The sequence below is a fragment of the Lactobacillus sp. 3B(2020) genome, from assembly GCF_013487845.1.
GTDB classification, from domain to species: Bacteria; Bacillota; Bacilli; order Lactobacillales; family Lactobacillaceae; genus Limosilactobacillus; species Limosilactobacillus alvi.
On sequence record NZ_CP047410.1, the window covers coordinates 1,655,530 to 1,668,543 of the forward strand.

11 protein-coding genes are annotated in these 13,014 nt (G+C 44.5%); 1 reads left to right on the forward strand and 10 read right to left on the reverse strand.

Annotated features, from left to right (window positions below; genetic code table 11):
• Positions 1-245: 245 nt before the first annotated feature.
• Positions 246-1,646 carry an amino acid permease gene (locus GTO83_RS08410; protein WP_255463116.1) on the reverse strand — a complete coding sequence of 467 codons (1,401 nt, stop codon included), beginning with the start codon at positions 1,644-1,646 and terminating at the stop codon, positions 246-248.
• A gap of 235 nt (positions 1,647-1,881) precedes the next feature.
• Positions 1,882-3,204, reverse strand: a complete 1,323-nt coding sequence (gene eno, locus GTO83_RS08415; RefSeq protein ID WP_180870379.1) for a phosphopyruvate hydratase — start codon at positions 3,202-3,204, stop codon at positions 1,882-1,884.
• A gap of 258 nt (positions 3,205-3,462) precedes the next feature.
• On the opposite strand from eno, the gene GTO83_RS08420 reads away from it, so the two are divergent.
• Complete coding sequence (locus GTO83_RS08420; protein WP_180870380.1) at positions 3,463-3,882, forward strand: PAS domain-containing protein; 420 nt, start codon at positions 3,463-3,465, stop codon at positions 3,880-3,882.
• Here GTO83_RS08420 and GTO83_RS08425 read toward each other — a convergent pair.
• From GTO83_RS08425 to GTO83_RS08460, 8 genes are all read right to left on the reverse strand, one after another.
• The gene (locus GTO83_RS08425) at positions 3,879-5,204 is read right to left on the reverse strand and encodes an amidohydrolase family protein (protein ID WP_180870382.1); all 1,326 of its coding nucleotides are present in this window, start codon (positions 5,202-5,204) and stop codon (positions 3,879-3,881) included. The two genes, GTO83_RS08420 and GTO83_RS08425, sit on opposite strands and share 4 nt — an antisense overlap.
• On the reverse strand, positions 5,197-5,979 hold the full coding sequence (gene tpiA / locus GTO83_RS08430; protein ID WP_180870384.1) for a triose-phosphate isomerase: 783 nt from the start codon (positions 5,977-5,979) through the stop codon (positions 5,197-5,199). Before tpiA ends, GTO83_RS08425 begins: the two co-directional genes overlap by 8 nt.
• Positions 5,980-6,424: 445 nt before the next feature.
• On the reverse strand, positions 6,425-7,630 hold the full coding sequence (pgk, locus tag GTO83_RS08435) for a phosphoglycerate kinase (protein WP_180870386.1): 1,206 nt from the start codon (positions 7,628-7,630) through the stop codon (positions 6,425-6,427).
• 86 nt (positions 7,631-7,716) lie between these two features.
• On the reverse strand, positions 7,717-8,730 hold the full coding sequence (gap, locus tag GTO83_RS08440; RefSeq protein ID WP_180870387.1) for a type I glyceraldehyde-3-phosphate dehydrogenase: 1,014 nt from the start codon (positions 8,728-8,730) through the stop codon (positions 7,717-7,719).
• 196 nt (positions 8,731-8,926) lie between these two features.
• A complete protein-coding gene (gene whiA / locus GTO83_RS08445) occupies positions 8,927-9,859 on the reverse strand; it encodes a DNA-binding protein WhiA (protein ID WP_180870389.1) in 933 nt (310 codons plus the stop codon).
• Between the two features lie 39 nt (positions 9,860-9,898).
• Complete coding sequence (yvcK, locus tag GTO83_RS08450) at positions 9,899-10,882, reverse strand: YvcK family protein (protein WP_180870391.1); 984 nt, start codon at positions 10,880-10,882, stop codon at positions 9,899-9,901.
• A 130-nt stretch (positions 10,883-11,012) separates the two neighbouring features.
• Entirely contained in the window at positions 11,013-11,885 is an 873-nt protein-coding gene (gene rapZ / locus GTO83_RS08455; protein WP_180870393.1) for an RNase adapter RapZ, read from the reverse strand.
• Between the two features lie 74 nt (positions 11,886-11,959).
• The gene (locus GTO83_RS08460) at positions 11,960-12,904 is read right to left on the reverse strand and encodes an aldo/keto reductase family oxidoreductase (RefSeq protein ID WP_180870394.1); all 945 of its coding nucleotides are present in this window, start codon (positions 12,902-12,904) and stop codon (positions 11,960-11,962) included.
• Between the last annotated feature and the right edge of the window lie 110 nt (positions 12,905-13,014).

The window sequence follows — 13,014 nt, forward strand, 5'->3', positions numbered from 1 at the left end:
AAGGCTGATTCATCAGAATCGGCCTTTCGTTCGCACTTATCCGCTAAGGCCGTGATTTGGAGCGAACCAGCCAACTGGTTTGGCGTTTGTGAGCCCATGCAAGGCTGAATCGGTTGGTGCGACCGTCAGGGAAGCAACTGCCATTCAGCTACTGCTTTGACCTTAGTTACTGAGTAACATTCGGAGATAAAAGAGGGGCTGGGAAGAAACGCACGTTTCTTCCCAGCCCCTCAATTTAAATCTACTTATCTAACATTTTCTTTTCGGAGATCACCATGATAACGAATTACGTAAATTAAGATGGCAACGATTAAGACTGCAGCCCCAACTATAACGGAAATCCGCGTATCAGGGTTAACAAACATAAAACCAACAATCACAATTAAAGAAATGATGGCAAAGTAGTTTGAAATTGGGTAAAGCGGTAATTTAAAGGGATGATCCTTCATCAAGTCAGGATTGTGCTTGCGAAACTTTAATTCTGCCAAGAGAATCACGAACCATGGAATCATCCCAGGAAGAACTGAGGATGAAAAGACAACCACGAAAAGATCAGACATTGACTTGTTTTGGCCAGCCGCAATTAAATCAATCACAAACCCGATCAAAATCCCACCGGAAATTCCGAGAATGGCAGCGTCGGGAACAATTCGCTTGGACAAGCGACCAAAGATTCCCGGGGCATCTCCTTCGTGAGCTAACTTAAATAACATCCGACTTGAAGAGTAGATCCCGGAGTTAGCCCCGGAGAGGGCTGCTGTTAAAACAACAAAGTTAATAATCGAAGCAGCAGCTGTAATCCCAACCTTAGCAAAGGTAGAAACAAACGGTGAACCAATTGAACTTAACTGATTCCATGGATAAATGGTAACAATCACGAAGATCGCCCCAATGTAGAAAATCAAAATCCGGAAAAGCACGGATTTAACTGATTTTACAACCGCCTTTTGCGGGTTTGCTACTTCTCCAGCAGAGATCCCTAATAATTCAATCCCTTGGTAAGAACCAACGATAATTGACATTGAGAAGAAGAATCCACTAATACCACCAGTGAAGAAACCGCCATGGCTCCAGAGGTTAGAAAAACCAGTTGGATGCCCTCCGTTACCAAAGCCAAAGAAGATCACTAGGAATCCCAAAATAATCATAAAGATGATCGTAACCACTTTAATCATCGCAAACCAAAATTCAAGAGATCCATAGGATTTAGCACTTGCTAGATTAGCTAAAACTAAGAATACGATAATGATTAATCCAGAAATCATCGGCGAAATATTTGGCCACCAGTACTTTAGGTATTCGGTAGCCGCCACGACTTCAGACATCCCAACCACGATATATTCAAAAACGTTAGCCCATTTAGCAAGGTAACCGGCAATCGGATGAACATATTCCGTTGCATAATCAGCAAAGGAGCCCGTCCCCGGATTGAGATAAATCATTTCTCCCAATGAACGCATCACAATGTATAATAATAAGCCAACAAAGGCATATGCCAACAAAACTGAAGGCCCTGTCCACTTAATGGATGAAGTTGAGCCCATGAAAAGCCCAACCCCGATGGCACCCCCAAGGGAAATCATCTCCATTTGGCCGCTTGTCATTGTCCGACTAAGCTCCGGGGCACCAAGCTTATGCTCTGACATTCTCTTTCCTCCTCATAAGAACCCATTAACCTTGACTAATAAATCCTCAATTATTTTTCAATAGTGCAAGGATCTATAAAGTTAATTTTTTTAATTCACAACACTTAGAATTATAAGAGAAAGAGAATAAAAATTCAATGATTTAAATCTCATTGTATTTTAATAAAGCAAAAAGAAGACTTTCACCTTCGAATCTGAAAATGAAAGCCTTCTTTTACTTTTAATTATTAACCTATTAACGGTTTTCGATGTCTTGGCGTGCTTGTTCACTCAAGTTGTAGAAGGAGTGGATCCCCTTGTATTGAGCAACGTCACCTAAGTTATCTTCAATCCGCATCAATTGGTTGTACTTAGCCAAACGGTCAGTCCGGCTCATAGAACCAGTCTTGATTTGGCCGGCGTTAGTAGCAACAACCAAGTCAGCAATCGTCGTGTCTTCAGTTTCACCAGAACGGTGAGAAACAATAGCCGTGTAACCAGCTTCCTTAGCCATTTCGATCGCTTCAACCGTTTCCGTCAAAGTCCCGATTTGGTTTAACTTGATTAAGATGGAGTTAGCGGCACCCATCTTGATCCCCTTAGCAAGGTAGTCCGTGTTCGTAACGAAGAAGTCGTCACCAACCAATTGAACCTTCTTACCAAGCTTGTTCGTCAAAGTTACCCAGTCATCCCAGTTGTTTTCATCAATTGGGTCTTCAACAGATACAACTGGGTACTTAGCGATGATACCAGAAAGGTATTCGATCCATTCTTCAGTGGTGTATTCTTCACCAGTTGACCAACGAAGCTTGTACTTCTTGTCTTCATCGTTCCAAAGTTCAGAAGCAGCCACGTCAAAGGCAATGGCAACATCCTTACCTGGCTTGTAACCAGCATCTTCAATTGCCTTGATCAAGTATTGGAATGGTTCTTCATTGTTAGCAAAGTCAGGAGCAAAACCACCTTCGTCACCAACAGAAGTTACCTTCCCGGCAGCTTCCAATTCCTTCTTCAAGGCGTGGAAAGTTTCGGAACCCATCCGAATAGCTTCCCGAACACTCTTAGCACCAACCGGCATGATCATGAATTCTTGGAAGTCAACCTTGTTGTCAGAGTGGGCACCACCGTTGATAACGTTCATCATTGGGGTTGGCAATAAGTGTGCGTTAAACCCACCAAGGTAATTGTACAGAGGAACTTGGAGTTCATCTGCAGCTGCCCGGGCAGCAGCAAGGGAAACAGCCAAAATTGCGTTGGCACCAAGCTTACCCTTGTTAGGAGTACCATCAAGCTTGATCATTGCCTTGTCAATTGCAATTTGGTCCGTAACTTCCATCCCAACGATTTCCTTAGCGATCACGTTGTTTACGTTAGCAACGGCCTTCAAAACGCCCTTGCCACCGAAACGGTTCTTGTCGCCGTCACGAAGTTCAACGGCTTCGTGTTCACCAGTTGAAGCACCGGAAGGAACAATCCCCCGGCCAACACCACCGGCTTCGGTGTAAACTTCAGCTTCAACAGTTGGGTTACCACGTGAGTCGAGGACTTCACGAGCGTAAATATCAGTAATTAATGACATTTTTTTCTCTCCTCTGGAATGGTTTGCATAGTATCTAAACTTACGACTTACATTGTATTATTTTGTTCACCTTAAAACAAGTCATATTTACCAGCTATTTTTTAGAAAGCGTTATCAATAGTAATCCCCACTTTTGTTTATTACTTAATGGCCCCAAACATTTTCATCAATTTTCAATATTTTTATGTTGATTATAATAAAGATAATCTAAGTGGTATTATTATTACAAAGGATAATAATGAGTTGGAGGAATTTAAAATGACCGATATAAAATTACCAGGTGGCAGGCTCACTCTTGAACAGTTAACGGCAATTTTTCAGACGATTCCGGTTGAATTTGATTTTATTGATCAAGATGACATTATCCGCTGGTCGTCCATGAATCAACACCGGCTATTTAAGCGAACCGAAGCCGATTTAGGGAAACACGTTTTAGAAGTTCATCCAGGACATGCTAAACAACGCGTTCAGACTGTCTTGGATCAAATGCACAGTGGCAAGCGCCAATCAATCTCTTTGCTGATCACCTACCATCATCATCCAGTCAACATCGCCTTTTACGCTTTACATGATACAACTGGTGGATATCTTGGGTGCGTTGAAGTTACCCAGGACGTTTCCCAGGCTCAACAAAAGCGTGCTTGGTTCCATAATCTTAAACAAATATTTTCCCATTAAGCTTGATAAACCCGGTCTCCTTGCGTGTAGACTTGCATAATTTCACTGCGGTGGGTTTGGTAAAGAATGCGTTCAAACCGTTCTTGAGCGGTCTCAGTTGGCCGCTTAAAGCGATCCTTAACCACCTGTAAATCAGCAATTTTACCTGCTTGAATCCGACCGACTGGCAGATTCAAAGCTTCGGCCCCACCAACCGTGGCAAGATAAAAAGCTGCTACCATGGAAATCCGAGCATTTGCAATTCCTTCATCATCACGACTAATCCCATCGTTACGCACCTGAGAAAGCGCAACAGCATGGCGGAGATTATCGTAAAGACTTGGGGAATAGCCACCTGAAATATCGGTTCCTAAGCCAACCCGATTCTTGGCTGCTAATAAATCATTAACCGGGAGAACCCCATTGCCAAAGTAAGCATTCGAAATTGGACAGTGGGCAATTGCTGTTTGGCGCTGACGGAGTAGGGCTTGATCTTCTGGCGTCAATTGGGTGGCGTGAGCAAGAACGGTCCGAGAAGTCAAAAGGCCAAAGTGATCCAGTACCGCTGCATCATGGATACCAAAACGGTCAATGGCGTATTGGTGTTCCCAATTACTTTCACTCACGTGAGATTGGACGGGGAGATCGTATTTCCGGGCGAGGCTTCCTAAGCCTGCTAAAGTTTCATCAGTACAGGATGGCACAAACCGCGGGGTAATTACCGGGATTGGGGCTAAGGGATTGCCTTTACCAAGATCATTTAATTGATGAATAAAAGTTTCCGTTGCAACGATGGCTGCTTGAGAACTTGGATCCCGGTAGTAAACGGGGGGTTGATCTGGATTATCCATTGCCACCCGACCGATTAGGGTGCGCAACCCCTGATGAAGGCTCTCCTCACCAAGGACGAGATTAGCTTCCGGATGAATCGTCCCAAAGAAGAGGACGGTCGTGGTTCCTTGGGCCAGTAGTTCATGAACCAGTTCATGGTAAACCTGACGGGCAAAATCAAGATCCTGATATTTAGCTTCCAGGGGAAAAGTATAATCATTTAACCAAGCAGCCAAGGGCTTATCCAAGGCCAAACCAGCTTGAGGCCACTGGGGTGCATGGACATGGAGGTCCACAAAACCAGGGAAGATAACCTGATCGGCTGGTACTTTTTCTAGCAGGTGTGCTTGTTGAGCGGCTTGATATGCCGCTTGGTAGTCAGGAGCCGTTGGTGCTAGGACCCGATCGATCACCCCACTAGTATCAATCTCAATTAAAGCTTGTGGTAAAAACTTGATTTGGTGATGATCAATGGCAGTATAACCATTTCCTACTAAGACTTTTTTAAGCATCGCTTCCTCCTTCACTGGCGCTAACAATCGAAACTAATTTTAAGAAATTGGTTGGATCCAAGGACGCCCGCCCAATCAGTACCCCATCGATATCCGACCGCGCCATCAAGTCAACTAAGTTAGTCTCATTAACACTCCCACCGTATAAAACCCGGATCCGGTTAGCAATTTGGTCGTTATACAAAGCCGCGATGGTTTGGCGGATTAGATAGCAACCTTCATTGGCTTCGCTGGGGGTCGCTGCAACTTTTCCAGACCCAATTGCCCAACTTGGTTCATAAGCAATTGTGACCCGGGCCATTTCATCTTCATTCACCCCCTTAAGGCCAGCAATGACTTGGCTAACCATCCAGGCAACCTGACCATGGCTTTGACCGCGTTTCATCGTTTCATCCACACATAAAATTGGACAAATTCCAGCGTTTAAAGCCGCATGCACTTTTTGGTTCACCACTTCATCCGTTTCATAAAACAAACGTCGGCGTTCGGAGTGACCTAAAATAACGTGTTTAACTCCTAATTGACGCAAGGCAACCGGACTGGTCTCTCCCGTAAAAGCCCCTTCATCATGATAGAAACAATTTTCCGCCGCAATTTTTAACGGGCTAGTAGCAGTTCGTTCAACTAGAGATTGTAAAAACAAAGTTGGCACAGCAATTTCAACCTCAACCTTTTCAGGTGTTGGCAACGCCCCTTTAATTTGATCAACATAGTCAACGGCCTCTGTGATCGTTTTATACATTTTCCAATTTCCAACAACTAATGGTTTTCGCACGTAATCCCCTCCTTCTGTATCTCAATTATCGAATAATTTTAAAAAGATAGCAATTATAAGTTCGGGTATAGAGGTTGGGAAAAAAGCTCCTTGACGGCCTGGTTGGGATAAGAAGAACGAAGGTTGATTCATTAGAATCGGCCTTTCGTTCGCACTTATCCGCTAAGGCCGTGCTTTGGAGCGAACCAGCCAACTGGTTTGGCGTTTGTGAGCCCATGCAAGGCTGAATAGGTTGGTGCGACCGTAGGGAAGCAACTGCCATTCAGCTACTGCTTTGACCTTAGTTACTGAGTAACATTCGGGGATGCAAGAGCGGCTGGGAAGAAACATGAGTTTCTTCCCAGCCTCAAAAAAAGGGACTGTCATGGAATAAATTCCATAACAGTCCCTTTTGCTGTCTCCGTATTTGACACGGAAACTAAGTTTGAGGTACCAAGGCCTCTTTTTACTTTTCAGATAATGCTACGATCCCTGGTAATGGTTGGCCTTCCAAGTAAGTCAAGGAAGCCCCACCACCAGTGGAGATGTGCGTAAGCTTATCGGCAATGCCAAGTTGCTTAGCGGCCGCAGTAGAGTCCCCACCACCGACAATCGTCGTAGCGTCAGACAAAGTCCCTAAGAACTTACCAACTTCCAAGGTCCCCTTAGCAAAGTTTGGCATTTCAAAGACACCCATTGGACCGTTCCAAACAACCGTCTTCGCATCAGCAAGGACACTCTTAAAGAGGTCAACGGTCTTAGGACCAACGTCAAGGCCCATCCAACCATCTTCAATATCGCCTTCTACAACCTTGGAGTCAGCATCGTTAGCAAACTTGTTAGCCACTACGTTATCAACAGGGAGAACTAACTTGTCGCCAGCCTTCGTCAAGATTTCCTTAGCAACATCGATCTTGTCCTTTTCAACGAGGGAGTTACCAATCTTTTCACCCTTAGCAGCAGCAAAAGTGTAGGCCATCCCCCCACCAACAATAATCTTGTCAGCCTTTTCGAGGAGGTTGTTAATAACCCCGATCTTGTCGGAAACCTTAGCCCCACCAAGAATAGCGACGAATGGACGAACAGGGTTGTCAACCGCGTCACCTAAGAACTTGATTTCCTTTTCCATTAAGAAACCAGCAGCCGCCTTACCAGGCATGTTAGTGGCAATTCCAACGTTAGAAGCGTGCTTCCGGTGAGCAGTCCCGAAGGCATCATTAACAAAGACGTCGCCTAAGGATGCCCAGTACTTGCCTAATTCAGGGTCGTTACCAGATTCGCGCTTAACGTATTCGCCATCCTTAACATCTTCGTAACGGGTGTTTTGAACGACCAAAACGTCCCCATCATTCATCTTATCAATTGCTTCTTCCAATTGTGGACCTTCCGTTACTGGAACGAACGTAACTGGTTGTTGCATAAGGTTAGAAAGCTTTTCAGCAACTGGCCGCATCGAAAGGCCGGGCTTGTCTTCTTCCTTCTTAACCCGACCCAAGTGGGAGAACAAGATTGCCTTCCCCTTGTGTTCGATCACGTACTTGATCGTTGGCAAAGCAGCCACGATCCGGTTGTCATCGCCAACAACACCGTCCTTAACAGGAACGTTGAAGTCAACCCGCATCAATACCTTTTTGCCTTCTAATTGAAGGTCTTCAACGGTTAATTTAGCCATTTCAGCTAGCTCCTCTCTTATTTTAATTTTTTAAAAAAGGTGGGCGGAGTCGCCTCCTCCCACCTATTGTCAAGATCAACTCGCAATTAAAGAGTTGCGAAGTGGATCAAGGTCCGGATCATGTTTGAAGTGAACCCGTATTCGTTGTCGTACCAAGCAACGGTCTTAACTAATTGCGTACCGTCTTCGGCTTCCATGATTTCAGTTTGAGATGGGTCAAAGACAGAACCGTAAGTTGAGCCAATGATGTCTGAGGAAACGATTGGGTCTTCAGTGTAACCGTAAGCTTCGTTACCTTCAGTGGCCTTCTTCATAGCATCGTTAACTTCGTCAACCGTAACCTTCTTGTCCAAAATAGAAACAAGTTCAGTCAAGGAACCGTCAACAACACCAACCCGTTGAGCGTGACCAGAAAGCTTACCGTTCAATTCTGGGATAACAAGACCAATAGCCTTAGCAGCACCAGAAGAGTGAGGAATCGTGTTGGTAGAAGCAGTCCGGTTGTTCCGCATCTTCTTACCACGAGGGCCATCAAGGATAGCTTGCGTAGAAGTGAAGGCGTGAACAGTGGTCATCGTACCAACCTTAAGGCCGAAGTTCTTGTTCAAGAAGTAAGCCATTGGAGCCAAGCAAGAGGTCGTGCATGAACCTGCAGAAACAATCTTGTCATCTGACTTCAAAGTGTCCAAGTTAACACCAGGAACAACCGTTGGGATGTTACCAGCAGGAGCAGAGATTAATACCCGCTTTGCGCCGGCATCCAAGTGAGCTTGGGACTTTTCAGCAGAAGTGTAGAACCCAGTACATTCAAGAACGAAGTCAACACCATCATTCTTAACCCAAGGAATGTTCTTAGCATCGCGTTCTGCGTAAACAGGGTACTTCTTACCATCAACGATGATCCCTTCATCGTAAGCGGAAACTTCACCTGGGAACTTGCCATGAGTAGAGTCATACTTAAGCAAGTAAGCAAGCATTGAAGGCGTTGTTAAATCGTTGATTGCAACAACTTCGATAGCATCAGAGTGTAATTCGTGAATCCGACGGAAAGCCAAACGACCGATCCGACCAAAACCGTTGATACCAATCTTAACAGTCATACTGTAAGTTCCTCCTTTTAGGAAAACAAATAATTAATTTACAAAACTTATTTTAACACGCTCGGCTAAAAAGTACAGTTTTTAAGTCGCATTTCTTGTGATTTTGTGAAAAAAGTACAAACGCTCAAACCGTTGATACATAAGAAAAAGCGCACCGCTCTGCGAGTGGTAACGCTATCATGATTGCAATGGTTCATCAGGCTCCTGTCCGAATTTTTTCCGCATAGGCATTCAATTTTCGGAGGCGATGATTGACCCCTGATTTTGAAATTGGTCCCCCCGGTACCAGGGTCCCAAGTTCCTTTAAACTAACTTCTTGGTGGTCAAGCCGTGTCTGGGCAATTTCCCGTAACTTATCAGGCAAACTATTTAACCCAACCGTTGCTTCGATCAAGCGGATATTTTCAACTTGTTTGTTAGAAGCCGTCGCCACCTTATCCATATTGGCATTTTCACAGTTAACAAGTCGGTTGACCGAATTTCGCATATCACGGACAATCCGAATATTTTCAAATTCCAACATGCTCGAAGTTGCCCCGATTAGTTGTAAGAAATTGGCAATTTTTTCGGCTTCTTTGAGGTAAACAATGTAGCCACTCCGCCGACTAGTGGTCCGGGCATTAAGACCGAAGCGGTTGATCAAATCCGCAATCATCTGGTTATGTTCTTCATAAAGCGAATAGATTTCCAAATGATAACGAGAAGTTTCTGGATTATTGACCGATCCCCCGGCTAAAAAGGCTCCCCGGAGGTAGGATTGGATCATTAAATCGTTCTTCAACATCCCCGTTGGCACCTTTTCCATAATCTTAAAACCATCCAAGATTCCTAAGGTCGTCAAGATTGTTTGCACATGGTGGCGTAACCGTACCACGTAAGTGTTGTTTTTCTTAAGCTTCATTTTCCGGCGAACCACGATTTCAGACTCAACCGCAAAGAATTCTTTAAGTAAAGAATAAATACGCCGAGCAATTGCCGGACTTTCCGTTTGAACCGAAAGTACCATCTGTTGATTGGCAATTCCTAACGAGCCATTCATCCGGATTAAGGCCATTAATTCAGCTTTGGCATTATCGGCATGCACCTTAATGCCGGTGAGTTCTTTTTTTACCTCACTTGCGTATGACATAGTTTCCTCCTTTGAAAGCGTGGCTAGGTTCCAGTCAAACTAGTGAACATCATGCAACCGGTTGAGAAGTTCTTCGACCACCTTATCCCGGTCGTGGAAGGCCCCATTGTCCCGTAACCGCAAGAAATTAGCCGAAATCACCCGGCAACCTTGGTCACGTAGACCGGCGAAGTCATGCTTAACTGGTTCTGAAATTTCATTCCATTCCTGGAAGTTAATGTAATCTTCGGGAACCGGCTGGATATTAACTAACACTGTATCCACAAAGTTTTCACCGAGGTGGTTATTTAAGACGCGGACGTGATCGGCGTCTGAAAAGTGGTCGGTTTCCCCTTTTTGGGTCATGATGTTACAAATATAGACCACTTCAGCCTTCGATTCTTTAACGGCCTTACCAACATTTGGAATTACCAAGTTTGGCAAAATACTGGTAAATAAACTCCCAGGTCCTAGGACAATTTGATCAGCATCATAAATCGCCTCAATCACAGCCCGCATCGCAGCTGGTTGATGGCCGTCTTCATCATTGGTTGGCGTTACCCAAACCCGCTTGATTTGCTTATGCGCTGCCGTAATTTCTGATTCCCCGCTCAAAGTTGTGCCGTCGGTAAATTCAGCGTTTAAGGTCAACGGCTCATTCGTTACCGGATAAATGTGGCCCTTAATTTGCATCATTTCTGCTAATTCCTGGACCGCTCGGTAAATATCACCCTTCATCTCGGCCAGCGCCGTGATGATTAAGTTACCAATTGCATGGCCGGCTAAGAACTGGTCAGAACTGTCAAACCGGTATTGAAAAATATCGCGCTCGATTTTGGGAATATTAGTTAACGCTACCAAGGCATTTCGAATATCACCAGGAGGAACCACGTTAACGTAATTCCGCAAAATTCCGGATGACCCCCCATCATCAGCCACAGTTACCACTGCCGTGATATCTACGTTTTTATCCCGCAAGCCGCGGAGAATGACCGGAAGTCCCGTTCCACCCCCGATCACCACAACTCTTGGACGATGTCTCATTTAAATCATTTCTTTCTGTATAGCTTCAAAATTAATCACACATTTTTTGATCCCATTAACCTTGAGATTGGGGATTAGCTAGATATAAATTAGCTTACTCTTACCAACGCACAATTCCGGGTAGAGCCTTTTATTTAGCTTTATCCACATCCCGATGGTCAATGTAGGTATGGTAACCAGCAGCCTTTAAATCTTCGGCCAACTGGTTGGCGATCGTCACTGAGCGGTGCTGGCCTCCTGTACAGCCAATAGCAATCGTCAAACTCGACTTACCTTCCTTCACGTAACCCGGTAGGGCCACGTTTAATAAGGAACGTAAGTGGGAATAAAAGTCCTTGGCCATTGGAGAAGCCATCACATACTCTTGCACTGGCTGATCATTTCCCGTTAAATGCTTAAGTTCTGGTAAATAAAATGGGTTTGGTAAAAAGCGGACATCCATTACGATGTCAGCATCCAAGGGTAACCCATACTTAAAGCCAAAGGATTCAACTTGGACGTAGAATGGGGTTTGCCCACTCCCATCCCCAAAGTAATCAGCAATCCGCAAACTTAAGTTCCGGGGCGTTAAGGTCGTCGTATCAATTTTAACGTCGGCTTCGCTATTGAGGCTCGCCATTAAGTGCCGTTCACGCTGAATCCCCGCTAGTACCCCATCATGTTCAGCTAAGGGATGCGACCGCCGGGTTTCTTTGTACCGGGAAACCAGCTTGACATCGTCAGCATCTAGGAATAACAATTTAACGTTTAAATCAGCTTGTGACCGCAAAGTATTCAAACAAGGGGCCATTTCTTCATAAAAACTCTTAGAACGGGCATCCATGACCATGGCCATCTTAGAAAATTCGCCCGATCGCTTAATCACATTAATAAATTGTAGCGCAAGGCTAGGCAAAATATTATCGATGACGAAATAGCCTTGGTCTTCAAAAGCATGAACGGCGACCGTTTTTCCGGCCCCACTCATTCCCGTGATAACCACAACTTCAAATTTCTTTTCCATGGAGAATCTCCCCTTTTTTAACATACTGGACAATCATAACATACCGGGCGTGTCTTTTCATTATTTTTGTCAAATTAAGGTAATTCGTGACCAGCTGCCAAGTACAAATCATACCATTCTTGACGAGTTAATGTGACTTCGCTACCGGCTACACTATCGCGAAGATGGCTAGGGTTCATCGTGCCAATTAAGACTTGTGGCATTACCGGATGGCGCAAAATCCAAGCAAGCGCAATCGCATTTTTCGAAACTTGATACTTAGCGGCTAACTTTGCCAATTCCTGATTTAATTCAGGAAAGTCCGGATGATCAATGAAGGTTCCGGCAAAGGTACCGTATTGGAAGGGGGACCAAGTTTGTAAGGTCATGTGGTGAAGGCGCAAGTATTCCATCAAACCGTTGGTGTGGTCAGCCTCAGCTCGATTAACGTTCAATCCTTCGTCAATCATTTGGGTATGGCCAAGACCAAATTGGAGTTGATCCACTAAGAGTGGTTCATGACTTGCTGCTTGCAAAAGTTCAATTTGACCAGGATGACAGTTTGAAACACCAAAGTGACGGACCTTACCACTTTGCTTGAGTTGATCAAAGGCTTCCGCCACGGCTTCGGGATCTACTAAAGCATCCAACCGATGAATTAAGAAGAAATCTAAGTAGTCAATTCCAAGCCGCTTTAAAATCCCATCAACTGAGGCTAAAAGATGTTCCTTACTAGCTTCGTAGCGAGTTAAATGATCATTTTCATCGGCAAAAATTCCTCCCTTAGATTGAATCAAGATTTTTTCTCGATCAACCCCAACATCCTTTAAAGCTTGACCAAAATGGACTTCCGAAGACCCACGGCCGATTTCTGGATCCCGCCCATAGATATCCGCTGAATCAAAAAAGTTAATCTCATTTTCAAGAGCAGCTTCTAAAGCTTGATCACACTTCGCTTGGGCTAAATTGCCCATTCGCATAATCCCTAAAGCAATTTGGGAAGCTTGAATTTTACTTCCCCCGAGCGCAACTGTTTTCATTTGTATCTTCCTTTAAATTTTCCCTTAACTATCCTTGCTTTCCAATTTGTTAAAACCGCTCTTATTTAAGGAACGTTTGTGCAAACTAGCCAACTTATTTTTGACAGATC

Coding starts and splice junctions, on each gene's coding strand:
- GTO83_RS08460 (WP_180870394.1), bottom strand. CDS start 12,904: ATGAAAACAGTTGCGCTCGGGGGAAGTAAAATTCAAGCTTCCCAAATT.
- whiA (WP_180870389.1), bottom strand. CDS start 9,859: ATGTCATACGCAAGTGAGGTAAAAAAAGAACTCACCGGCATTAAGGTG.
- gap (WP_180870387.1), bottom strand. CDS start 8,730: ATGACTGTTAAGATTGGTATCAACGGTTTTGGTCGGATCGGTCGTTTG.
- rapZ (WP_180870393.1), bottom strand. CDS start 11,885: ATGGAAAAGAAATTTGAAGTTGTGGTTATCACGGGAATGAGTGGGGCC.
- GTO83_RS08410 (WP_255463116.1), bottom strand. CDS start 1,646: ATGTCAGAGCATAAGCTTGGTGCCCCGGAGCTTAGTCGGACAATGACA.
- GTO83_RS08425 (WP_180870382.1), bottom strand. CDS start 5,204: ATGCTTAAAAAAGTCTTAGTAGGAAATGGTTATACTGCCATTGATCAT.
- pgk (WP_180870386.1), bottom strand. CDS start 7,630: ATGGCTAAATTAACCGTTGAAGACCTTCAATTAGAAGGCAAAAAGGTA.
- GTO83_RS08420 (WP_180870380.1), top strand. CDS start 3,463: ATGACCGATATAAAATTACCAGGTGGCAGGCTCACTCTTGAACAGTTA.
- yvcK (WP_180870391.1), bottom strand. CDS start 10,882: ATGAGACATCGTCCAAGAGTTGTGGTGATCGGGGGTGGAACGGGACTT.
- eno (WP_180870379.1), bottom strand. CDS start 3,204: ATGTCATTAATTACTGATATTTACGCTCGTGAAGTCCTCGACTCACGT.